The sequence below is a fragment of the Pseudomonas sp. PvP089 genome (assembly GCF_017875165.1).
GTDB lineage: Bacteria > Pseudomonadota > Gammaproteobacteria > Pseudomonadales > Pseudomonadaceae > Aquipseudomonas > Aquipseudomonas fortuita.
This window is the reverse complement of sequence record NZ_JAGGME010000001.1, coordinates 519,286-541,355: the sequence shown is the minus strand read 5'-3', so window position 1 is coordinate 541,355 and position 22,070 is coordinate 519,286. Positions and strand designations below refer to the sequence as shown.

The 22,070-nt window shown below is 63.0% G+C and carries 20 protein-coding genes and 1 riboswitch; of the genes, 6 read left to right on the top strand and 14 right to left on the bottom strand.

Translation table 11 applies throughout. The features are described from left to right. Positions 1-17 precede the first annotated feature (17 nt). The 9 genes from J3A71_RS02425 to J3A71_RS02385 form a co-directional block, all read right to left on the bottom strand. On the bottom strand, positions 18-728 hold the full coding sequence (locus J3A71_RS02425; protein WP_016489461.1) for an ABC-type transport auxiliary lipoprotein family protein: 711 nt from the start codon (positions 726-728) through the stop codon (positions 18-20). Between the two features lie 171 nt (positions 729-899). Continuing rightward, positions 900-3,158 (bottom strand): DNA topoisomerase IV subunit A, encoded by a 2,259-nt coding sequence (gene parC / locus J3A71_RS02420; protein WP_016489462.1) that lies wholly within the window; start codon positions 3,156-3,158, stop codon positions 900-902. 10 nt (positions 3,159-3,168) lie between these two features. Next, positions 3,169-3,687 carry a TIGR02281 family clan AA aspartic protease gene (locus J3A71_RS02415; RefSeq protein WP_060516852.1) on the bottom strand — a complete coding sequence of 173 codons (519 nt, stop codon included), beginning with the start codon at positions 3,685-3,687 and terminating at the stop codon, positions 3,169-3,171. After that, a complete protein-coding gene (locus tag J3A71_RS02410) occupies positions 3,684-4,670 on the bottom strand; it encodes an esterase-like activity of phytase family protein (RefSeq protein ID WP_023047363.1) in 987 nt (328 codons plus the stop codon). The genes J3A71_RS02415 and J3A71_RS02410 overlap by 4 nt, the downstream gene beginning before the upstream one ends. After that, on the bottom strand, positions 4,667-6,571 hold the full coding sequence (gene parE / locus J3A71_RS02405) for a DNA topoisomerase IV subunit B (RefSeq protein ID WP_016489465.1): 1,905 nt from the start codon (positions 6,569-6,571) through the stop codon (positions 4,667-4,669). Before parE ends, J3A71_RS02410 begins: the two co-directional genes overlap by 4 nt. 35 nt (positions 6,572-6,606) lie before the next feature. Continuing rightward, positions 6,607-7,215: a YqiA/YcfP family alpha/beta fold hydrolase gene (locus J3A71_RS02400; protein WP_016489466.1), complete on the bottom strand. Its 609-nt coding sequence runs from the start codon at positions 7,213-7,215 to the stop codon at positions 6,607-6,609. A 240-nt stretch (positions 7,216-7,455) separates the two neighbouring features. Then, positions 7,456-8,253 carry a 3',5'-cyclic-AMP phosphodiesterase gene (gene cpdA, locus J3A71_RS02395; protein WP_095116437.1) on the bottom strand — a complete coding sequence of 266 codons (798 nt, stop codon included), beginning with the start codon at positions 8,251-8,253 and terminating at the stop codon, positions 7,456-7,458. A gap of 1 nt (position 8,254) precedes the next feature. Then, on the bottom strand, positions 8,255-8,707 hold the full coding sequence (locus tag J3A71_RS02390; protein ID WP_016501905.1) for a DUF1249 domain-containing protein: 453 nt from the start codon (positions 8,705-8,707) through the stop codon (positions 8,255-8,257). Further along, entirely contained in the window at positions 8,698-9,315 is a 618-nt protein-coding gene (locus J3A71_RS02385) for an NUDIX domain-containing protein (protein WP_016489468.1), read from the bottom strand. The genes J3A71_RS02390 and J3A71_RS02385 overlap by 10 nt, the downstream gene beginning before the upstream one ends. Positions 9,316-9,499: 184 nt before the next feature. On the opposite strand from J3A71_RS02385, the gene J3A71_RS02380 reads away from it, so the two are divergent. Then, the gene (locus J3A71_RS02380) at positions 9,500-10,246 is read left to right on the top strand and encodes an RsiV family protein (protein ID WP_016489469.1); all 747 of its coding nucleotides are present in this window, start codon (positions 9,500-9,502) and stop codon (positions 10,244-10,246) included. On the opposite strand, the gene cytX is transcribed toward J3A71_RS02380, so the two are convergent. Next, on the bottom strand, positions 10,215-11,498 hold the full coding sequence (gene cytX, locus J3A71_RS02375) for a putative hydroxymethylpyrimidine transporter CytX (RefSeq protein ID WP_016489470.1): 1,284 nt from the start codon (positions 11,496-11,498) through the stop codon (positions 10,215-10,217). The genes J3A71_RS02380 and cytX overlap by 32 nt on opposite strands. A 148-nt stretch (positions 11,499-11,646) precedes the next feature. Further along, on the bottom strand, positions 11,647-13,527 hold the full coding sequence (gene thiC / locus J3A71_RS02370; protein WP_016489471.1) for a phosphomethylpyrimidine synthase ThiC: 1,881 nt from the start codon (positions 13,525-13,527) through the stop codon (positions 11,647-11,649). A 154-nt stretch (positions 13,528-13,681) separates the two neighbouring features. Next, positions 13,682-13,788: riboswitch (TPP riboswitch) on the bottom strand. 160 nt (positions 13,789-13,948) lie between these two features. On the opposite strand from thiC, the gene J3A71_RS02365 reads away from it, so the two are divergent. Beyond that, positions 13,949-15,382, top strand: coding sequence for a TolC family outer membrane protein (locus tag J3A71_RS02365; protein WP_016489472.1), 1,434 nt, complete (start codon positions 13,949-13,951; stop codon positions 15,380-15,382). A gap of 152 nt (positions 15,383-15,534) precedes the next feature. On the opposite strand, the gene waaA is transcribed toward J3A71_RS02365, so the two are convergent. Next, on the bottom strand, positions 15,535-16,806 hold the full coding sequence (waaA, locus tag J3A71_RS02360) for a lipid IV(A) 3-deoxy-D-manno-octulosonic acid transferase (RefSeq protein ID WP_209953625.1): 1,272 nt from the start codon (positions 16,804-16,806) through the stop codon (positions 15,535-15,537). 11 nt (positions 16,807-16,817) lie between these two features. Continuing rightward, on the bottom strand, positions 16,818-17,708 hold the full coding sequence (locus J3A71_RS02355) for a LysR family transcriptional regulator (protein WP_016489474.1): 891 nt from the start codon (positions 17,706-17,708) through the stop codon (positions 16,818-16,820). An 87-nt stretch (positions 17,709-17,795) separates the two neighbouring features. On the opposite strand from J3A71_RS02355, the gene J3A71_RS02350 reads away from it, so the two are divergent. Further along, positions 17,796-18,128 carry a multidrug efflux SMR transporter gene (locus tag J3A71_RS02350; RefSeq protein WP_024717360.1) on the top strand — a complete coding sequence of 111 codons (333 nt, stop codon included), beginning with the start codon at positions 17,796-17,798 and terminating at the stop codon, positions 18,126-18,128. Between the two features lie 72 nt (positions 18,129-18,200). Here the strand turns inward: J3A71_RS02350 and J3A71_RS02345 are convergent, their stop codons facing one another. Continuing rightward, entirely contained in the window at positions 18,201-18,758 is a 558-nt protein-coding gene (locus J3A71_RS02345) for a hypothetical protein (RefSeq protein WP_146018909.1), read from the bottom strand. A 206-nt stretch (positions 18,759-18,964) separates the two neighbouring features. Between J3A71_RS02345 and J3A71_RS02340 the strand changes: the two genes are divergently transcribed. Genes J3A71_RS02340 through J3A71_RS02330 form a run of 3 tightly spaced genes read left to right on the top strand, consistent with a single transcriptional unit; the run spans position 18,965 to position 21,970 of the window. Beyond that, positions 18,965-20,140, top strand: a complete 1,176-nt coding sequence (locus tag J3A71_RS02340; protein ID WP_095116435.1) for an FAD-dependent oxidoreductase — start codon at positions 18,965-18,967, stop codon at positions 20,138-20,140. Further along, positions 20,137-20,949, top strand: a complete 813-nt coding sequence (locus tag J3A71_RS02335) for an aldo/keto reductase (RefSeq protein ID WP_016489478.1) — start codon at positions 20,137-20,139, stop codon at positions 20,947-20,949. Before J3A71_RS02340 ends, J3A71_RS02335 begins: the two co-directional genes overlap by 4 nt. Positions 20,950-21,001: 52 nt before the next feature. Then, on the top strand, positions 21,002-21,970 hold the full coding sequence (locus tag J3A71_RS02330; RefSeq protein ID WP_016489479.1) for a hypothetical protein: 969 nt from the start codon (positions 21,002-21,004) through the stop codon (positions 21,968-21,970). Positions 21,971-22,070: the final 100 nt, after the last annotated feature.

Here is a 22,070-nt window from a genome sequence, read left to right as displayed (position 1 = left end):
TGTGGATGGCTGTTGGATCAGAACCGATAAACTTCCATGTCGGTGCGAATCGGCGAGGCCATCGGAATCTTGGACTTCTCCGGCCCCTTCTTCACCTGCACCGGTGCAGCGGGCTTTTTCGGGGCTTCTTCGGCAATCGCCGGCTGGTTGGCCAGCGGCTTGACTGCGGTGCTCAGCTGTTCAGCCAGCTTCTGCAGCAGTTGGCCCTGAGCCTGTACCTGCGACGACTCGCTACCCTCATGCTGCTGCTCGAGGTGAACGATACGGTTGTCACGCACATGGCCCCGGCGGTCCAGCAGACGCCACTGGGCATCCAGGATGGCCGGCTGGTTTTTGCCCGAGTCCAGGCGCGTGATCGACAACAGTACCTGCACGTCCGGGCTGAAGCCAGCGGTCGCCGGCGCCAGCACAACGCGCTGGCTGTCCAGGCGCCAGGCCAGTTGACGCACCAGCAACTGGTCGATATCCGACGAAAGGCTACCCGCCCAACGGCCGTCAGTCGCCGCGCTCAGGCTGCCATCGGCTTGACGCTGCAGGAACGTCTCACGCTGCAGGTAATCGGCTACCGATACCGGGCCGAGCACCACGGCCATGCCTGCACTCTGCGAAGGCTGGCCAGGATCACCACTGTCGAGCTGGTACAAGGCAACCGGCTGATGCATGGTGCACCCGCCAAGGCCCAGCAGGCCAGTCATCAACAGCGCAAATGGAAGGCGCAGAAGTTTCATCATCCCATCCAGGCGGTCGCCTATAGGCCACCGCAGTGATACATATAGATTCAAACGGGCACACGACTACGTCGGCACCGCAAGGGCCATATCATCCGCGAAATAACCGTCCGACTCCAGCATTTCTGCCCGGAACGGCGCTGAAATTGCCGTTCCAGACATTTCTGCACGTTACGCCGGCACTTCCACCTGCAACCCATCGACGCGCTGGAAGCCGCGTGGCAGCTTGCTGCCTCGCCGTCCGCGCTCACCCTTGTAATGCTCCAGGTCGTCCGCTTTCAGAGAAAGGGTACGCTTGCCGGCTTGCAATACAAGGGTCGCACCTTCGGCAATAACGGCCAGATCGGTGACATATTCTTCACGACTGGCCACCCGGTCGCCCGGCACGCCAATGATCTTGTTGCCCTTGCCCTTGCCCAGCTGCGGCAAGTCGCTGACCTTGAACACCAGCAAGCGACCTTCGGTGGTCACGGCTGCCAGCCAGTCCTGCTCGCGATTGGCCACCGGGCGCGGGGTCATGACCTTGGCACCGTTGGGCAAGCTGAGCAAACCCTTGCCGGCCTTGTTCTTGGCCTGCAAGTCTTCACCCTTGACCACAAAGCCGTAGCCCGCATCCGAGGCCACCACGTACAGCGCGTCGTCGTCCGGCAACAGCACGCACTCGAAGGTGGCCCCTGGCGGTGGCGTCAGGCGGCCGGTCAGCGGCTCGCCCTGACCACGTGCCGACGGCAAGCTGTGAGCAGCCACCGAGTAGCTGCGGCCCGTAGAGTCGATGAGCACGGCAAACTGGTTGGAACGCCCGGCCGCAGCGGCCTTGAAGCCATCGCCGGCCTTGTACGACAAGCCGGTGGCGTCGATGTCGTGGCCTTTGGCGCAACGCACCCAGCCCTTCTCCGACAGCACCACGGTGACCGGCTCGGTCGGCATCAGTTCGTTTTCCGAAAGGGCCTTGGCTTCGACGCGCTCGACGATGGGCGAACGGCGCGCATCGCCGTAGGTTTCGGCATCCTTGATCAGTTCGCTGCGCACCAGCTTGCGCAGCTTGGCCTCGCTGCCCAGCAGCGCCTGCAGCTTGGCCTGTTCCTTGAGCAGTTCGTCCTGCTCGCCGCGGATTTTCATCTCTTCCAGGCGCGCCAGCTGACGCAGGCGGGTCTCGAGGATGTACTCAGCCTGGATTTCGCTCAGCTCGAAACGGGCAATCAGCGCCTGCTTGGGGTGCTCCTCGGTACGAATGATGTGAATCACTTCATCCAGGTTGAGGAATGCGGTGAGCAAACCGTCCAACAGGTGCAGGCGCCTTTCCACCTTGTCCAGGCGATGCTGCAGCCGCCGGCGAACAGTGTTGGTGCGGAACTCCAGCCATTCCACCAATATTGCACGCAGGTTCTTCAACTGCGGGCGGCCGTCCAGGCCAATGATATTGACGTTGACCCGGTAGCTGCTCTCCAGGTCGGTGGTGGCGAACAGGTGCTGCATCAGTTCGTCGGCATCCACACGGTTGGAGCGCGGGATGATGACGATGCGGCACGGGTTCTCGTGGTCGGATTCGTCACGCAGGTCCGCCACCATCGGCAGTTTCTTGGCCTGCATCTGTGCGGCGATCTGCTCCAGCACCTTGGCCCCGGAGACCTGGTGTGGCAGTGCAGTCACAACGATATCGCCATCCTCGACGCGGTAAACGGCACGCATGCGGATCGAGCCGCGGCCGCTTTCGTACATCTTGAGGATTTCTGACCGCGGCGTGATGATTTCCGCCTCGGTGGGGTAGTCCGGCCCCTGAATGTGCTCGCACAGCTGCTCGATGGTGGCCTTGGGCTCGTCGAGCAGGCGCACGCAGGCGCTGGCCACCTCACGCAGGTTGTGCGGCGGCACGTCGGTGGCCATGCCCACGGCGATACCGGTGGTACCGTTGAGCAGGATGTTGGGCAGGCGCGCCGGCAGCACGGCCGGCTCCTGCAGGGTGCCGTCAAAGTTCGGTACCCAATCCACGGTGCCTTGGCCAACTTCGCTGAGCAGCACTTCGGCGTAGCGTGACAACCGCGCCTCGGTATAACGCATGGCGGCGAACGACTTCGGATCGTCCGGCGCACCCCAGTTACCCTGGCCGTCGACCAGGGTGTAGCGGTAGCTGAACGGTTGCGCCATCAGCACCATGGCCTCGTAGCAGGCCGAGTCGCCGTGGGGGTGGAACTTGCCGAGCACGTCACCGACGGTGCGCGCCGACTTCTTGTGCTTGGCATCGGCATCGAGCCCCAACTCGCTCATGGCATAGACGATGCGTCGCTGCACCGGCTTCAGGCCATCGCCGATGTGCGGCAAGGCGCGGTCCATGATCACGTACATGGAATAGTTGAGGTAGGCCTGTTCGGTGAAGTCAGCCAGCGAGCGGCGTTCGACACCGTCCAGGCTGAGTTCCAGTGAGTCGCTCATGCGGGCCTCGTCATTTCAGGTTCTGGCGTAGCAGCATGGTGCCGCCGCGCTGGGTAAATTCAAGTTGTTTCAGGGCACTCATGCCCAGCAGTACGGTTTGCCCGTCCAGCCCCGGCACCACGATGGCGCGCACATCCTGCAGGCGGATATCGCCCAGTTGCAGGCTGACCAGGCGTGTGCGGTAGCCTTCGGTGCGGCCATTGGCGGTGCTGAGCAACACCGGGCTGCCGCGCTCAAGGTTCAGGTCACGGGCCAGCGCCTCGGGGATCGCCACATCGGTGGCACCGGTGTCGAGCATGAAATGCACCGCTTGGCCGTTGATCGCGCCATCCACCATGAAGTGGCCCTGGCCGTTGCCCAGCAGGCGCACTTCGACAAAGCCTTCGCCGTGCTCGGACTGCACCTGGGCATTAGGGTTGCGCTGGCTGTCTTCCCACTGGCCGAAAAAGCGCGTGGCGAGGAACAGTGCCGCCGCCCAGGCGACGATCATCAGTACCCTGCCCGCCCGCTTGCCCGGCGCCTGGCTCATGGTTTGGCGCTCCAGCCACCTTCCGGTGCAGCGAAGCGCCAGACAATCGGGCGCGTCTCGCCATCGGCCCGGGCGCCGTTGTTGTTGTCCAGGCCGATCCATGCGCCCTTGGCATCAATCACAAGGGCTTCGGCCAGGCCGAATGGTTGCGGGTATCGGCGCGCCTCGGCCAGGGCGTCGGCCGCAAACGACCAGCAGCGCTCGACCTGACCGCTGTCGGTATCACGCCGGCAGACCCGGTAAGCATTGCGTTCGAGGGTGAAGAGCTTGCCCTCGAACCAGGCCAGGTCGGCAAAATCGCGCGACAGCGCCCTGGCATTGGGCATTTGTGCAGGCTGCATCTCGACTCCGGCCTCGCTCAGCAGCACACAGCTGCGTCCGCAGGTCCACACCGATTGCTGGCGCTCGATGGCCACCAGGCCACGGCGCTCGCGTTCGGCGGCCAGCCACAGGCGGTCGCCCGCCGGGTTGATCGCCAGGCCTTCGAACAAGGCATTGAAGTTCAGCAGCATGCCGCTGGCGCGGGCCTGGCGCACCATGGCCGGGTCGATCTTCAACCAGTCCGGCTCGCCTTGTACCGGTAACTGCAATACGGCGGCATGGGCTTCACTGGCCAGGTACAGGTTACCCGCCTGGTCACAGGTGATACCTTCGAAATCCAGCTCGCCCCCGCGAATGTACGAGGCCGCCCAATTACGCGATTTCAGGCCCCATGGCAGGCCGCTTTCCGGAGGCGATGGCGGGGTAAAGGTTAGCGGTTGCGCGCGCCACGTCGGGTTCTGCTGGTCGAAGCGGTAGATGCGGTCGTCGTCGCGGTCGGACACGCCCCACAGCCCGCCCCGGCATTGCGCCAGGCCGGACAAGTTGCCACCGCGCATGCCGTCAATCGGGTGCTCGGCAGTGAGCTTCAGCTCGGGCCAGTTACCCGCCAGGGCAGGCAGGGCAACCAACGCAACGCAAACGGCAAGAACGTGCCGAATCAAACCATGACCTCGGCCAGGTTGCCTTTGGTTTCCAGCCAGCTCTTGCGGTCACCTGCGCGCTTCTTGGCCAGCAGCTTGTCCATCAGCTCGCAGGTGGCCTCGACGTCATCCAGGGTCAGCTGCACCAGGCGCCGGGTGTTCGGGTCCATGGTGGTTTCACGCAGTTGCGGCGGGTTCATCTCACCCAGGCCCTTGAAGCGGGTAACCTGCGGTTTACCGCGCTTCTTCTCGGCCACCAGGCGGTCGAGGATGCCGTCACGCTCGGCTTCGTCGAGGGCGTAGTAGATTTCCTTGCCCAGGTCGATGCGATACAGCGGTGGCATGGCCACGTACACATGCCCCGCCTCCACCAGCGCACGGAAGTGCTGGACGAACAGCGCACACAGCAGCGTGGCGATGTGCAGGCCGTCAGAGTCGGCGTCGGCGAGGATGCAGACTTTGCCGTAACGCAGTTGCGCCAGGTCTGTGGCACCCGGGTCAACACCGATGGCCACGGCGATGTTGTGCACTTCCTGGCTGGCCAGAACTTCGCCACCGTCCACTTCCCAGGTATTGAGGATCTTGCCGCGCAGCGGCAGGATCGCCTGGTATTCCTTGTCCCGTGCCTGCTTGGCCGAGCCACCCGCCGAGTCACCCTCGACCAGGAACAGTTCGGCACGCATCGGGTCCTGGCCGGCGCAATCGGCCAGCTTGCCCGGCAAAGCCGGGCCCTGGGTGATGCGCTTGCGCTCGACCTTCTTGCTGGCCTTCAGGCGGCGCCCGGCGTTGCTGATGGCCAGTTCTGCCAGTTGCATGCCCAGCTCGGGGTGGGCGTTGAGCCACAGGCTGAAGGCGTCCTTGACCACGCCGGAGACAAAGGCAGCCGCCTCGCGCGACGACAGGCGCTCTTTGGTCTGCCCGGAGAACTGCGGCTCCTGCATTTTCATCGAGAGCACGAAAGAGATGCGCTCCCACACGTCCTCCGGCGCCAGCTTCACCCCACGCGGCAGCAGATTGCGGAACTCGCAGAACTCGCGCATGGCATCCAGCAGGCCCTGACGCAGGCCGTTGACATGGGTGCCGCCCTGCGCAGTGGGGATCAGGTTGACGTAGCTTTCCTGGACGCTGTCGCCGCCTTCTGGCAACCACAGCAACGCCCAGTCTGCGGCTTCCTTGTTGCCCGCCAGGCTGCCGCAGAACGGCTCGTCAGGCAGGCGCTGGAACTCGCTGACCGCATCGACCAGGTAAGAACGCAGGCCGTCTTCATAGTGCCACTCGACCTTCTCGCCGCTGGCTTTGTCTTCGAAGCTTACCAGCAGCCCCGGGCACAGCACGGCCTTGGCCTTGAGCACATGCTTGAGGCGGCTGATGGAGAACTTGGGTGAGTCGAAGTACTTCGGGTCTGGACTGAAGTAGACGCTGGTACCGGTGTTGCGCTTGCCGACCGAGCCGACCACTTCCAGCTCGCTGGCCTTGAAGCCATCGGCGAAGGTCATCTGGTATTCGTTGCCGTCGCGCTTGACGCGCACACGTACCTGGGTCGACAGGGCGTTGACCACCGAGATACCCACACCGTGCAAACCCCCGGAGAACTGGTAGTTCTTGTTGGAGAACTTGCCGCCGGCATGCAGCTTGGTAAGGATCAGCTCGACACCGGACACGCCCTCTTCCGGGTGGATGTCCACCGGCATGCCGCGGCCATCGTCGCTGACCTCCAGCGAATGGTCGGCATGCAGGATGACCTGCACAGAACGGGCGTGGCCAGCCAGGGCTTCGTCAACACTGTTGTCGATGACTTCCTGGGCCAGGTGGTTGGGGCGGCTGGTATCGGTGTACATGCCCGGCCGCTTGCGGACCGGGTCAAGGCCCGAGAGGACTTCGATGGCGTCTGCGTTATAGGCGCTAGCGCTGGGATTGGCCATAGGGTCTCGTCGTCAGTCTGGTGAATGCAAAAAGGTCAAAATACAGAAAAATCGAGCGCCGCGTAGTGCCCGCGAGCAATGCCGGCAAACGCCAGCAGAGCCGGCAGGCGCTCGGCAAAGCCCTGGAAGCTGTGATCGCCACCGGCCTGGATACGCAGGGCGCATGCACGGTAATAACGCTCGGCATGGCGATAGTCCAGGGTTTCATCGGCGGTCTGCAGCCACACTTGATAGCGGCCGGCATCCACCGGGGCCGGCACTTCCAGCTCGGCCAGGGCCTGTACGTGATCGTGGGTCAGCTCCCAGGTTTCACCGCTGTAGTGATTGCGCTGAGTGCCCAGGTACCCGTCGAAATGCTTGTGCGGCGTTACCGCAGGGTTGACCAGCAGGGCCTTGAGGCCATGGCGCTCGGCCAGATGGGTGGCATAGTAGCCGCCGAGCGAACTGCCCACCAGCAGTGGCGCACCCAGTTCGGCGATGGCCGCTTCAAGCTGGGCGATGGCCTGCCGCGGGTGGTGATGCAAGGCGGGCACACGTAGCTGGGCCGACAGGCCCAGTTGCTGCATCACGGCGTCGAGCTGGCGCGCCTTGGTCGACAGCGGCGAGCTGTTGAAGCCATGGATATAGAGGATGGAACCCGACATGCTGCCCCCGAAATCTGTGGCTTCGCGCCTGATGATGTGGGCGCAGGGACGCGCAGTGTAGCGCGTTCGCCGGGTTTTGGCGCCGCACCGTGGTTTTAGCAACAAATTCTTCAACAGACTTGAAAGTACCGGGGGCGCTCTGCGCCCATTCGCGGCACAAGGCCGCTCCCACAGGGATTCCCGGTCTCCTGTGGGAGCGGCCTTGTGCCGCGAATGGGCTGCGCAGCAGCCCCAAGATCCTCAATACCCCGGGCTATCGAAGTCGAGTTTCACCGCAAAGTCCGTGGCCCGCTCCACTCCGGTTTCCAACCGCCCGTCGGTGTGCAGGCGCAACCAGCGGTACCCGGGCTGCTCCTCGCTCACCTTGAAGTCTTCGCTGCGCGCCGCGAACTGAATACAGGTTGAAGGCGTGGCCAGCAGGCGCCGCCCGTCGCGCACCTCATCCCATTCCTGATGCACATGCCCCCACAGCAACGCCCGCACCTGTGGATAAGCCTCGACGATATCGAACAGGGCCTGGGCATTGCGCAAGCCGATCGGCGCGATCCAGGCGCAGCCGATGTCTACCGGCTGATGGTGGAAGCACACCAGGCAATGCCGCTCGCCCGCCTCGTTCAAGGCGGCCTCCAGCACCGCCAGCTGGTCGCTCTCCAGCAGACCGTGTGTCGCCCCTTGCACCGCAGTGTTGAGCATGACAATACGCCAGGCCCCAACATCAGTTACCGCTTGCACCAGCTCCGGGGCCACTTCAGCCATTATCCGGGCCTCGTCGTGGTTACCCGGCAACCAGCGGGTGGGCACGGCTAACGGCGCCGTCAGCTCCCGGAACGCCTCATAAGAGGCAACGCTAGCGTCCTGGGACAGATCACCTGTACACAACAGCAGGTCGACAAGCGGTTGCTCGCGCCGCACCTGGGCCACCACATGGCGCAGGCTGTCACGGGTATTGAGCCCCAGCATGCTGCCGGCCGGATCGGCGAAAAGATGGGCGTCGGTCAGTTGCAGCACATGTACAGGGCGCGTCTGGTCTGGATGCATGTCAGCGAACGCTTGCCAGTTCGTGGCCGCAGGCCAGGCAGTGGCTCAGCCATTCACCCAAGAACAGGTTGAGCTGGGCCTTTTCGTCCGGCTGGTGCATGGCCTCGTTCGGATACGGGTAGATACTGCGCAGGCGCCGGGTGTGTTCGGCGCTGACCACTTCGGCCATGCGTGCATCGTGGTACACCTGCACTTCCAGGTGCGGCACCGGCAGCCACGGCAGGCTGTGCTCCTGACGCACATGCAAGGTGGTGGTGTACGGGCAGGCCAGCACCACGTCCAGCACCAGCACGCCGAGCATCTGGTCGCCCTGGGTCATGCCGATGCGGCGCGAGCTCTGGGTGGTGCGCATGTCGGGCAACAGGCGCATCAGCCGGGCGTAGTTGGCCTCGCAGGCGGCCTGCAGCCCGACCAGGTCGACTCGATAGCGCTCGCGCAGCAGGTTCACTTCCACATACCTCGTACTTCGTCACGGTTCAGCGCCAGCCATTGCAAGCCGATAATAGTCGCCGCGTTGCAGATGCGCCCATCGCGTACCGCCTGCAAGGCATCCTCGAACGACCACACGCGCACGCGGATGTCTTCGCCCTCTTCTTCCAGACCATGCAGCCCTCCCGCGCCTTCGCTGCTGCAACGGCCAAGGAACAGGTGAACGTATTCGTCACTGCCGCCGGGCGACGGGAAGTAGCGGGTCATCGGCCACAAGGCACTGAACGTCAGGCCAGCCTCTTCTTCGGCTTCGCGATGGGCGACTTCCTCGGGTTCTTCATCCTTGTCGATCAGCCCGGCAACCATCTCGATCAGCCAGGGGTTACCGACCTTGTCCAGTGCGCCGACGCGGAACTGCTCGATCAGCACCACTTCATCACGCAACGGGTCGTAAGGCAGCACACACACTGCATCGTGGCGCACAAACAGTTCGCGGCTGATCTCGCGGCCCATGCCACCGGCAAACAGCTCGTGGCGCAGGTGCACCTTGTCGAGCTTGTAGAAGCCCTGGAAGCAATTGTCCCGCTTGACGATCTCGACCGCCTTGGGCACCGAATTCAACGTGTCTGACATGGAAATCCTCGTTACCTCAATTACCGCATCGCGCCATCCTACTCTGCACGCTTGCCCGTTTCACCCCTTTCCGGCAACCGTTCGCACACTCGGGACAGCGCGTCTTCACTCTGTTAGCTTAGTGGCGAACTGAAGGCCGCGCAGACGGTCAAAGGCCGACTTTCCCTGTTCTGCAAGGATCACCATGACACTTGTCAAACTGACTTCCGTGGCTGTGCTGGCACTGGCTCTGGGCGCCTGCCAGAGCCTGTTCACGCCCAACTACCGGGCCCCGCTCGAGGTCAAGCGCGACGCCTGGGAGCATGTCAAACCCGGCTGCAGCGAAAGCGACTGCCCGCTGGTGAACATCGACACGGTCCACTTCCCCGCCCTGCCCGCGCTCGACGGCATTGTCGAAAAGCGCCTGCTGCAACTGACCGAAGACAATCAGCATGGCACCGCGCCCAGCACCTTGCAGGCCTACGAACAGCAATACCTGGCCAGTGCCGACAAACGTAACAGCAGTTATTTGCAAGCCAAGGTACGCGAGCAGCATGACGGGCTGGTGATCATCGAATTGTCCAGCTACCTGGACAGTGGTGGCGCGCATGGCATGCCCGGGCGCGGCTTCATCAACTACTCGCGCAAGCTGGACAAGGTGCTGACCCTGCAGGACATGCTTGTGCCAGGCCAGGAGGAGACCTTCTGGAAAACCGTCGAGGAGTCGCACCGGGCCTGGCTGATGAGCGTGGGCATGGACAAGGACGCCGAGTTCGTCAAGACCTGGCCGTTCAAGAAGTCGCCGCACATCGCCCTGACGTACGGCGCGGTAGTGGTCAAGTACGAGGTCTACGCCATCGCGCCCTATTCCATGGGCCACGTGGAACTGAAGATCCCCTACCCGCGCCTGAATGGCGTACTCAAGCCTGAACTGTTTCCCGGCCGCGGCTGAAGCTCAGCAGCCCGTGCAGCACACCTGCCAGTAACAGTGCTGGCAGGGTAGCCCCCAGCTCTGGAGCGTTGGCGGCAATCAGGTGATAGGCCGCCACCCCCGCAAACCAGGCCACCAGTGCCTGCCAGTGCAAGCCACCCACCTGCGCCGGCAGGCGACGACGACGGATCACGTAGTGGTCCATCAGCACCACGCCAAACAGCGGCGCGAACACCGAACCAATCAGCAGCAGGAAGTTTTCGTACTGGGCCAGCGGGGCCAGCAGGGCGATCAGGGTGCACAGTACGCCAATGCCCAGCGCCAGGTGCTCAACCTTCACAGGTACGAGCACGCCGGTGGAAACAGCCGCCGAGTGGATGTCGGCAAAGGCCTTTTCCGACTCGTCCAGCAGAATGAGCAGCAGCGGAATACCCATGCCTGCGCCCGCCAGGGCCAGCAGCAAGGCATTGACTTCGCCACTGGCGGCAAAGGCCAGGGTGTAGGCCACGCCCAGGCTCATCAGCCAGGTGTTGCCGATGAAATAGCCAAGTACCGTGCCGCCGAACACGTGCTTGCCGTTGCGGGCGAAGCGCGAGTAGTCGGCGATCAGCGGCAACCAGGACAGCGGCATGGCGATGACGATGTCAAAGCCCACGGCCAGCGACATCGAACCGTCACCGGCGCGGCCCCACAGTTCAGCCAGGTCGGCCTTGGCGAACAGGTTCCAGGTCAGCCACAGACAGGCGCCCAGCAACACCCAGATACCCCAGGCGCGCAGCACCTTGCGCACGAAGGCCAGCGGCCCGCTGACGGCCAGCAGGGTGGCCAGAGCGCCGAAACACAGGGTCCAGAGCATCGGGCTGTTCCAGGCACTGCCTTCGCCGAACGCCCGCGCGCCCAGCAGGCTGGCGGCATCGCGCATGACAATGATCTCAAATGCGCCCCAACCTACCAGTTGCAGCAGGTTGAGCACAGCCGGCAAGCGCGCACCATGGCTGCCCAGGCTGAGTTTCAGGGTGCCCATGGCAGAAAGGCCGGTGTCGCTGCCGATGACACCGGCGGCGCCCAGCAACAGCACACCCACGCCGGTGCCCAGGGCGATGGCCAGCACCGCGCTGGCAAGGCCAAGGCCTGGGGCGAGCATGGCGCCGACTTGCAGCACCATCAGGCCGATGCCGAGGGAGAACCACAGCGAGAACAGGTCGCGGGCGCCGAAGATGCGCTGGTGGGTGGGGACCGGGTGGTCGGGGGAGAATTGGCTGGGGGTGGTCATTGTCATGTTCGCCAGAGGAATGGATGGGGCTTCGCCGAGCCATTGTGGGAGCGGGCTTGCCCCGCGAAGGCGTCTGGCCTGCCGAACGCGTTGGCGCAGCTGACGCATTCGCGGGGCAAGCCCGCTCCCACAAAGGGAAATGACGTTCTTACACTTTGTGGTACAGCTGGCTGCCTTCCTGGCGGAAACGCTCGGCCTGCTCGCGCATACCTTGCTCGACCGTTACATCCACGGCCTCGATCTTGGCGGCGTATTCACGCACTTCCTGGGTAATTTTCATCGAGCAGAACTTTGGCCCGCACATCGAGCAAAAGTGCGCCACCTTGGCCGATTCCTTCGGCAGGGTCTCGTCGTGGAAGGCACGGGCAGTGTCCGGGTCCAGACCCAGGTTGAACTGGTCCTCCCAACGGAACTCGAAACGCGCCTTGGACAGGGCGTTGTCGCGAATCTGCGCGCCGGGGTGGCCCTTGGCAAGGTCGGCGGCGTGCGCGGCGATCTTGTAGGTGATGATGCCGGTCTTGACGTCATCCTTGTTCGGCAGGCCCAGGTGTTCCTTGGGCGTGACGTAGCAGAGCATGGCGCAACCGAACCAGCCGATCATCGCCGCACCGATGCCCGAGGTGATGTGGTCGTAGCCCGGGGCAATGTCGGTGGTCAGTGGGCCGAGGGTGTAGAACGGCGCCTCGTCGCAGCACTCCAGCTGCTTGTCCATGTTCTCCTTGATCAGCTGCATCGGTACGTGGCCAGGGCCTTCGATCATGCACTGCACGTCGTGCTTCCAGGCGATTTTGGTCAGCTCGCCGAGGGTTTCCAGTTCACCGAACTGCGCGGCGTCGTTGGCGTCGGCTATCGAGCCAGGGCGCAGGCCATCACCCAGCGAGAAGCTGACGTCGTAGGCCTTCATGATTTCGCAGATTTCGTCGAAGTGCGTGTAGAGGAAGTTTTCCTTGTGGTGCGCCAGGCACCACTTGGCCATGATCGAGCCACCGCGGCTGACGATACCGGTGACGCGCTTGGCGGTCAGCGGCACATAGCGCAGCAGCACACCCGCGTGGATGGTGAAGTAGTCCACGCCCTGCTCGGCCTGCTCGATCAGGGTGTCGCGGAACAGTTCCCAAGTCAGGTCCTCGGCCACGCCATTGACCTTTTCCAGGGCCTGGTAGATCGGCACGGTACCGATTGGCACCGGCGAGTTGCGAATGATCCACTCACGGGTTTCGTGAATGTGCTTGCCGGTGGACAGGTCCATGACCGTGTCCGAACCCCAGCGAATGCCCCAGGTCAGCTTGGCCACTTCTTCCTCGATCGAGGACCCGAGGGCACTGTTGCCGATATTGCCGTTGATCTTCACCAGGAAGTTGCGGCCGATGATCATCGGCTCCACCTCCGGGTGGTTGATGTTGGCCGGGATGATCGCGCGCCCGCGGGCGATTTCCTGGCGAACGAATTCGGGGGTGATTTCTTTCGGGATGTTGGCACCGAAGCTGTGGCCGGCGTGCTGCTCGTTAAGCAGGCCAGCGGCGCGGGCTTCTTGCAGCTTCATGTTTTCGCGGATGGCTACATATTCCATCTCGGCGGTGATGATGCCCTGGCGGGCATAGTGCATCTGCGAGACGTTGGCGCCGGCCTTGGCACGGCGCGGGTTGCGCACGTGGGCGAAACGCAGCTTGGCCAGTTCGGCGTCGTTCAGGCGCTGCTGGCCAAAGTCGGAGCTGAGCCCGCCCAGGCGCTCGGTGTCGCCGCGGGCCTCGATCCACGCCGAACGCACGTCGGCCAGGCCCTTGCGCACGTCGATGATGACGTTGGGGTCGGTGTACGGGCCCGACGTGTCGTAGACCAGTACCGGCGCGTTGGTCTCGCCACCGAAATCGGTCGGGGTATCGTCCAGGCTGATTTCACGCATGGGCACGCGAATGTCCGGCCGCGAGCCTTCGACATAGATTTTGCGCGAGCGCGGGAACGGTTGCACGGACTGCTGATCGACTTGTGCCGATTCGCTGAGGTTGATCGCTTTTTCTTGTTTGGTCATCACAGGCTCTCCAGACGGCTTCCTAGCAGTGGAATGTCGGGGAGAACCTGAAAAGCGCGGACGCACCCATGGAGGCGTGCAGTGCCGGATAGGGGGTGCCTGAAGCTGCATGCAGCTGCGACATTCCCGGACCTGGCACAAGAGGCTCCCCGGGAAGGCGAGCAATCTTGTTCCCTACGCAGGCGCTAACCTGATCAGGTTCAACGGGATCCGCACCTCTGCGATCTCAGCCTTTGCTTCAAGGCACCCCGACAAGAACATGCGCAGTCTAGACTGGAGTGGTCGGCAAAGCCAAGCGGGTAAATGCGCGGATGATGAAAGGCACACCGAGCGATTGTTGCCGGGTGCGCATGGCACTACACTGGCCCATCGCTCGATACTCAACAGTTCAGTAATTAAATTTCGTACAAGGATTGCCTCTATGCTGCGCAAACTCTCACTGGCGATAGCCGTGTCTTGTGCGTCCAACGGAATGGTCTGGGCAGCGGATATGCTCCCGACAGTTAAAACCGACCTGGTCAGCGTTTATCAGGAAGCGGTAGACAACAACGCCGACCTGGCAGCAGCACGCGCCGATTATGGCGCCCGCCGCGAAGTGGTACCGCAGGCCCGCGCCGGGTTGCTGCCGAACCTGTCGGCCGATGCCGAAATGATGAACACCCGCACCAAGCTGGACGAGCCCTCCATCACCTCCAACCGCAGCGGCAATTCATGGAGCGCAACCCTGGCCCAGCCAATCTTCCGCGCTGATCGCTGGTTCCAGCTGCAGGCCGCCGAAGCGGTCAACGAACAGGCAGCGCTGGAGCTGTCGGCCACTGAACAGAACCTGATCCTGCAAACCGCGCAAAACTACTTCGCCGTGCTGCGCGCGCAGGACAACCTGGCCGCGACCAAGGCTGAGGAAGCCGCGTTCAAGCGCCAGCTGGACCAGTCCAACGAACGCTTCGATGTGGGCCTGTCGGACAAGACCGACGTGCTGCAATCCCAGGCCAGCTACGACACGGCGCGGGCCAACCGGATCATCGCCGAGCGCCAGGTGCAGGATGCCTTTGAAGCGCTGGTTACCCTGACCAACCGTGAATACACCTCGATTCAAGGCGTGGTGCATACCCTGCCCGTGCAGGTCCCCACGCCAAACGACGCCAAGGCTTGGGTCGAAACCGCCGGCCGCCAGAACCTCAACCTGCTGGCCACCAACTATGCGGTTTCTGCTGCTGAAGAGACCCTGCGCCAGCGCAAGGCCGGCCATGCGCCGACCCTGGATGCCGTGGCCAAGTACCAGAAAGGTGACAACGACAGCCTCGGCTTTACCAACCCTTCGCAACTGGGCGTGCGCTACAGCGGCGATGTCGAACAGACCAGCGTTGGCCTGCAACTGAACATCCCGATCTACAGCGGAGGCCTGACCAGCTCGCAGGTACGCGAGGCATACCAACGCCTGAGCCAGAGCGAACAGCAGCGTGAAAGCCTGCGCCGCCAGGTGGTAGAAAACACCCGCAACCTGCACCGCGCGGTGAACACCGATGTAGAACAGGTACAGGCGCGCAAGCAGTCGATCATCTCTAACCAGAGCGCGCTGGAAGCCACTGAAATCGGCTACCAGGTAGGTACCCGCAACATCGTCGATGTGCTCGATGCCCAACGCCAGCTGTACACCTCGGTGAGGGATTACAACAACAGCCGCTATGACTACATCCTCGACAACCTGAGCCTGAAGCAGGCGGCCGGCACCCTGAGCCCGCAAGACCTGCAAGACCTCAAGCGCTACCTGAAACCGGACTACAACCCGGACAAGGACTTCCTGCCGCCAGACCTGGCTGCGGCAGCGGCCAAGAACTTTGAGCGTCGCCCTTGAAATAGGGGCGTATTTCTCACAGACCGGGTTGCTTTTGATGGCCTCATCGCCGGCAAGCCAGCTCCCACAGGTTCCTCACTGGCCTCAAACCCTGTGCAGTACCTGTGGGGGCTGGCTTGCCGGCGATGAGGCCAGGACAACCAAAGCAAACGTCAGCGGACAAGCGCATCCAGGCCATCGAGCAAGCGCTGCAACGCGCCCTGATTGGCCCGCATCACCGCCCTGCCCGCCTCGCCCATGCGCTGCGCATCCTGCGGCAACTCGACCAGCCGCCGCACCGCACCGGCCAGCCCGTCGGCATCGTCCACCTGCTGCAACGCCCCCGCTTCACGCAACATCGCGCTGATTTCGAGGAAGTTGAACACATGTGGCCCCATGAGCACCGGCAAGGCCAGCGCCGCAGGCTCCAGCGGGTTGTGCCCTCCCGTCGGCACCAGGCTACCGCCGACAAAGGCGATATCGGCCAACGCATAGAGGAACAGCAACTCCCCCATGGTATCGCCCAGCAACACGCGGATCTGGGCATCGACCGGCGCTGCAGAAGAACGGCGCACGGTGGCGAATTGCTCGCTGCACAGCGCATGCACCGCAGCAAACCGCTCAGGGTGACGCGGCACGAGGATCAGCAAGGCATCGCCATGCACCTGCAACAACTGCCGATGAGCCTGCAGAATCAGCGCATCTTCACCGTCATGGGTACTGGCGGCAATCCACACCGGGCGCTGCTCGGCCCCCCACTGCTCACGCAATGCCTTGGCACGCGGTAGCAGTTGCTCATCGATCTTCAGGTCGAACTTGATCGAGCCGGTGACTTTTACGCATTCAGGGCGTGCGCCCAGATCACGGAAGCGCTGAGCCTCGGTTTCAGTCTGCACGGCAATCAGACTCATCTCGGCCAGCATCGGCCGGGTCAGCCTGGCAAAGCGCCCGTAGCCGCGTGCCGAGCGCTCGGACAATCGTGCATTGGCCAGCGCCACCGGAATCCCGCGTTTGGCACACTGGTGAATGTGGTTGGGCCACAGTTCGGTTTCCATGATGATGCCCAGCTTCGGCTGGACATGGTCGAGAAAACGCCCCGCAGCCCACGGCAGGTCGTAGGGCAGGTAGCAATGCTGCACGCGCGGTTCGTCGGCGAACATGGCGCGAATACGCTCGGAACCGGTCGGCGTCATGCAGGTCAGCGTGATCGGTAGTTCGGGATAAGCCTTGAGCAAGGCGCGAACCATGGGCGCTGCAGCAATGCTCTCGCCTACCGACACCGCGTGCACCCAGATCCCGCCCTGGTGCATAAGGGGCAGGTTGAGCGCAAAACGCTCGCCGATACGCTGCCCATAGGCTGGCGCCTTGCGCGCGCGCAGGTACAGGCGCAGCGCAACCAGCGGCAGGCCCAGGTGAAACAGCAAGGTATAGAGTGTTCTGTTCATGGCGGCGAAGTTTACCCGATCGCGCGCAGGTGCACTGCAAAGCGCTCTGCCAGCCACTGCGCGGCCGGGCCCAAGGGTTCATCGCGGCGCCAGGCCAGCTCGGCCACCAAGGCCGGAGGCCGCCAATCGCTGTCCAGTTCAACCATATGCGCTTGGTAGGTCGGATACTGCACCACATGCCGTGGTAACCATGCCCAGCCCAGGCCGCGCATCAGGAGTTCGGCCATGGCGTAGAAGCTGTCGGCGCGCCATACCTGAGGGCTGATCGCCTCGCCGCCGGGATAACCGCTTTGCTGTGGGGTGATCAGTAACTGCCGGTGGCGTGCGAGTTGTTGCCGGGTGACCCGGCCTTCGCCCGCCAGCGGGTGGCCGACCGCGCACACCGTAACCATCTCCACACTGCCCAGCGCCCGCCGCTCCAGCGATGCCGGGATGCTCTCGTGGAGGAAGAACAGGCCCAGATCGGCGCGCCGCTCCACCAGCTTACGCGCTACATCGCCCTGGGCACCGCTGGCCAGTTGCACCTCCAGAAACGGGTAGCGGCTGGCCAGTTCGTCGAGGCTGTCGATCACCGGCTGATACGGCATGGCTTCGTCCTGGGCAACCCGCAGCAGGGCTTCCTGGCCACGCATCAGCGCGAGCGCCCGGCCATCCAGGCGTTCGCACTGACGCAACAGTTCACGGGCATCTTCCAGCAAGGCCGTACCGTTTTCGGTCAGCCTGGGCTGGCGGCCGCTGCTGCGCTCGAACAAGGTGACGCCAAGGTCGGTTTCCAGCAGCGCGATGGCGTTGCTTACGGCCGATTGCGCCTTGCGCTGCTCGCGCGCAACGGCGGAGAACGAACGCAGCTCGGCAACCCGTGCAAACAGGCGCAGTTGTTCCAGATCCCAGCGCTCTGCCATTAACCTATCTCCATTTCTGATAGGTAATGACTTTACCGCATCCAGGGCGCGTCTAGAATGCTCGACCAGTCACCGGAGAAACGCATCATGAACGCCTATACCTATCTCGCTATCGCCATCTGCGCCGAAGTCGTCGCCACTGCCTCCATGAAAGCGGTCAAAGGCCTGAGCACGCCGTTGCCTTTGCTTTTGATGGTGGTGGGTTACGGCATCGCGTTCTGGATGCTGACGCTGGTGGTACGCAGCATTCCGGTGGGCATCGCCTATGCGATCTGGTCGGGGCTGGGGATTGTGCTGATCAGCGTGGCGGCGCTGGTGATATACGGGCAGAAGCTGGATCTACCGGCAATGGTGGGAATGGCGATGATTGTTGCAGGCGTGGTGATAATTCAGCTCTACTCGAAATCAGCTGGACATTGAACGCTCTAAAAAATTGCCGGCACGCTAGTAAATGGCCGCGCCGGCAACATAAAAAACACTCGGAAATTGGAATCACCCCTCGTCGGATATCTCACCAACCCCCTGCGGCCGAATTTCCAATTTCGAAATGAAAAAATCATTCCCAGAAGTTTCGGTAATCGAGTTCTCTATCGCGAGTATGGTTACGTCATCACGGACAGTAAATTCTCCAAAATAATTATCGTAATCATCTTTTAAGTGAAAACCTGTCTTGAGAATGGTGCCGTTATAATGAAATGACAATCTAGGTTGATTATAAGCACCCTGGCGCCTGGCGGTCATAGCGAATTTCAGTTTATAGCCAGGTGGAAAACCCGAAATCACTTTATACATTATGATTCCTGGGCGCAGAGGCCCCTCGCTGCCGCTACTGCCAAACCGCAGGACAGAACCTTGTTCTGGTTTTTCAGGATCCTCCTGAATTTTCACGAGCGCAGACTGGTTATAAAGCCGCCACCCATTCAAACCATATTTAAGAATATCTTTTTCTTTGTAATCAACGCCTGCCTGAAGCGAGAAATCAGTCAGATGAATAAGACTATTCATATTTTTACCCTCAGTATTTTCAACGCCATTCAAAGCGATAGACAACCGAGAATCCAGCGTAACCCCCCCCTCGCGAACTCGAAACTAGCAAATATGACAGTTGCCATGCCGACTTGAAGGAAGTACTGGGCAAACCCACATGTAGTTCGAATCATCCCCCTGCTGCAGCGCGCTACTATCAGAAGGCTGGGCACACAGAGGCACGGCCTTAGCTTGTATACTGCCCAGCTGTCCAACCTTGGAGGTAATCCATGCCAACCGCCATTTCCACTGACGTGCTGATCGTCGGCGCCGGGGTCGCTGGCTTGTGGCTCAATGCCCGGCTGCGCCGCCTGGGCTACTCGACCGTGCTGGTGGAACGCGCCAGCCTCGGCGGCGAGCAGACCATCAAGTCTCAGGGCATTATTCACGGCGGCACTAAGTACGCCCTGCACGGCGCCCTGACCGGCGCTTCGGAAGCCATCGCCGACATGCCACGGCGCTGGCGCGAGGCCCTGGCTGGCGACGGCGAACTCGACCTGGGGCGTACCCGTCTGCTATCCGATGCCCACTACCTGTGGTCGCCGGGGACCTTGGCCGGGAACCTCACCAGCTTCTTCGCCAGCAAGGCCGTGCGCGGCCGGGTCGACCAGGTTAAAGGTGAGCATCTGCCGCCCGCATTGCAGGACCGCGCGTTCAAAGGCAAGGTCTATCGCCTGGCGGAACTGGTAATCGATGTCCCGAGCCTGCTGGCCAACCTGGCCGAGCTGGCCGGCGACTCCCTGCTGGCAGGTGAACACATCGAACCGTTGCGTGAAGGTGATGCGCTGGTCGGCCTGCGCGTGGACGACCGGGAAATCCGTGCCCAACGCATCGTATCAAGCGCCGGTGCCGGCACCGAAGGTTTGCTGCAGGCGCTGGGCCTGCACCAACCAGCCATGCAAACCCGCCCGCTGCACATGGTCATGGCCAAGGGACCGAACCTCAAACCCTTGTACGCCCACTGCCTCGGTGGCGGGCCCAAGCCGCGCGTGACGGTGACCACCCACCCGGCGGCCGATGGCCAGTGGGTGTGGTACCTCGGTGGTGACCTGGCCGAAGCCGAAGGCGTGGCGCGCGAACCTGCCGCTCAGATTGCTGCGGCGCAGAAGGAAATCGCCAACCTGCTGCCCTGGGTCGACCAGAGCCAGGTGCGCTGGGCCACCCTGCGAGTCGACCGTGCAGAACCCGCACAATCGGGCCTGGTACGCCCGGACAACGCATTCCTCGCCGACCAGCAACGCTTGATGGTGGGCTGGCCGACCAAGCTGGCTCTAGCACCCGACTTCAGCGACCGGGTAATCGCCAACCTGGAGCGCGACGGCATCCGCCCACAGGCACAAGCCGACCTGGCCGGCCTGCCACGTCCACCGCTGGGTGTACCCGCCTGGGAGCAACTGCTGCCATGACCCTGCCTACGTTGCACGACTTCCACCGCCCCCTGGGCAGCACCGGCTTCAAGGTGTCCCCCTTAGGCCTGGGCACAGTCAAGCTTGGCCGAGATCAGGGCGTGAAATACCCCACCGGCTTCACCATCCCCGGCGATGACGAAGCCCGCATGCTGCTGGCACAGGCCCGCGAATTGGGCATCAACCTGATCGACACCGCCCCCGCCTATGGCCGCAGCGAAGAACGCCTGGGCCCGCTGCTGCGCGGCCAGCGCGATGAATGGGTAATCGTCAGCAAAGTCGGCGAAGAATTCGACAACGGCCTGTCGCACTTCGACTTCAGTGCGGCCCACACCCGCCGTTCGGTGGAGCGCAGCCTGCGCCGCCTGGAAACCGACCGCATCGAACTGGTGCTGGTGCATTCCGACGGCAACGACCTGGCCATCCTCGAACAGCAGGAGGTCTACCAGACCCTGGCGGAGCTCAAGCAAGAGGGCAAGATCCTCGGCTTTGGCCTGTCCGGCAAGACCGTGGCAGGCGGCCTGAAAGCGCTGGAGCAAGGCGACTGTGCCATGGTCACCTATAACCTCAACGAACAGGCAGAACGCCCGGTGCTGGACTACGCTGCCGAACACGGCAAGGCCATCCTGGTAAAGAAGGCCCTGGCCAGCGGGCATATCTGCCTGGCCCCGGGCGTTGACCCGGTGCAGGCAAGCTTCGAGCTGCTGTTCGCCCACCCGGGTGTCAGCAGTGCTATCGTCGGCACCATCAATCCGCTGCACCTGGCCCACAACGTGGCCACCGTCGCCCGTATCCTGGGCCAGCACTGAGTTACCTCTGGCCCAAGGGCCAGAGGTACGACCCGACGCAAGGAGGAGCCTCGTGGCGCGAACGTTGATCCGCAAAAACCCGAGCAACTTCAAGACACTACCACTGCATGTCGAGGCAACGCCCGAAGGCCTGACCTATCAGAGCATCGGCATGCCGCTTAACTTTGCCCAGACCCAGCAGCGGCGCAAGGCCATTCAGCTGCCCGACACACAGCGCTTCGTGGTCGAACTCGCCAATCTGGGTGTGTCGGTGCGGCTTACCCTGCATTGGCAAAACCGTGATTACTGGGTGTTGGTACGTCAGCGTCGGCAAGACCGGGGCGATGTGGTGTTGAAACTGATTTCTGGCTATGTGCCGGCGCAGGAACTGAACCTCCCGCTGCACACGGCGGTTCAGGAAGTGGCCGAGGAATGCCTGCTGGAAACCCCGGAAGGCTGGCTGGGCGGGCGTTTCAACGACACCTGGCTGCCCGTGCCCTACGCCGCCGCCCTGCACTACCGCGAAACGCCACATTTCGTGCTTACCCCACAGTCCGGTGCCGCCCGCCCCGTGCACTGCAGCAAGCTGATGCTAATGGAGCGGCCACGGGCCTACGTGCACTTGCCCACCGCGTCGCTCCAGCTGATCTACGACATGCGTCTGCAGGTGCCTCGGGAAGCCAAGAAGCTCAGCTTGTTCCATGTCGACGAGCGACTGGAGGGTGACCAACTGGAAGCCCGCCTCAACCGCAAGCGGCCAGACCTGTATCTGATGCCGTTGAAGGACGGCCAGCCAGTGGCGGAGCTGTATACGCTGAAAAAAGATGAGCTGGTGCCGGCGAGCACACGCGGGTTGTATCTGGCCGAGAGTTTTGCCCGGCAGGAAGGCTGGGTGGTGACGGAGGAGCGGGTGCGCTGGAAGGACTGGGTCAAACAGCAGGGGTTGGTGGAGAGCAAGCCGGCGCGGGCGTCGCACCTGCAGCGGTTTGGCGACAAGGCCCGGGCGCTGCTGGAGCGCGCCCGCACCTCACTTCACAAGTGAGTCCCTGGGGCTGCTGCGCAGCCAATCGCCGGCACGCCAGCTCCCACAAGGCCTGTGCAGGACTCAAGGCCTGCGCTGTGCGTGTGGGAGCTGGCTTGCC

Bases quoted from the DNA above. Each gene is read 5' to 3' on its own strand.
- J3A71_RS02425 (WP_016489461.1), bottom strand. From the start codon at position 728: ATGAAACTTCTGCGCCTTCCATTTGCGCTGTTGATGACTGGCCTGCTG.
- parC (WP_016489462.1), bottom strand. From the start codon at position 3,158: ATGAGCGACTCACTGGAACTCAGCCTGGACGGTGTCGAACGCCGCTCG.
- J3A71_RS02415 (WP_060516852.1), bottom strand. From the start codon at position 3,687: ATGAGCCAGGCGCCGGGCAAGCGGGCGGGCAGGGTACTGATGATCGTC.
- parE (WP_016489465.1), bottom strand. From the start codon at position 6,571: ATGGCCAATCCCAGCGCTAGCGCCTATAACGCAGACGCCATCGAAGTC.
- J3A71_RS02400 (WP_016489466.1), bottom strand. From the start codon at position 7,215: ATGTCGGGTTCCATCCTCTATATCCATGGCTTCAACAGCTCGCCGCTG.
- cpdA (WP_095116437.1), bottom strand. From the start codon at position 8,253: ATGCATCCAGACCAGACGCGCCCTGTACATGTGCTGCAACTGACCGAC.
- J3A71_RS02385 (WP_016489468.1), bottom strand. From the start codon at position 9,315: ATGTCAGACACGTTGAATTCGGTGCCCAAGGCGGTCGAGATCGTCAAG.
- J3A71_RS02380 (WP_016489469.1), top strand. From the start codon at position 9,500: ATGACACTTGTCAAACTGACTTCCGTGGCTGTGCTGGCACTGGCTCTG.
- cytX (WP_016489470.1), bottom strand. From the start codon at position 11,498: ATGACCACCCCCAGCCAATTCTCCCCCGACCACCCGGTCCCCACCCAC.
- thiC (WP_016489471.1), bottom strand. From the start codon at position 13,527: ATGACCAAACAAGAAAAAGCGATCAACCTCAGCGAATCGGCACAAGTC.
- J3A71_RS02365 (WP_016489472.1), top strand. From the start codon at position 13,949: ATGCTGCGCAAACTCTCACTGGCGATAGCCGTGTCTTGTGCGTCCAAC.
- waaA (WP_209953625.1), bottom strand. From the start codon at position 16,806: ATGAACAGAACACTCTATACCTTGCTGTTTCACCTGGGCCTGCCGCTG.
- J3A71_RS02355 (WP_016489474.1), bottom strand. From the start codon at position 17,708: ATGGCAGAGCGCTGGGATCTGGAACAACTGCGCCTGTTTGCACGGGTT.
- J3A71_RS02350 (WP_024717360.1), top strand. From the start codon at position 17,796: ATGAACGCCTATACCTATCTCGCTATCGCCATCTGCGCCGAAGTCGTC.
- J3A71_RS02340 (WP_095116435.1), top strand. From the start codon at position 18,965: ATGCCAACCGCCATTTCCACTGACGTGCTGATCGTCGGCGCCGGGGTC.
- J3A71_RS02335 (WP_016489478.1), top strand. From the start codon at position 20,137: ATGACCCTGCCTACGTTGCACGACTTCCACCGCCCCCTGGGCAGCACC.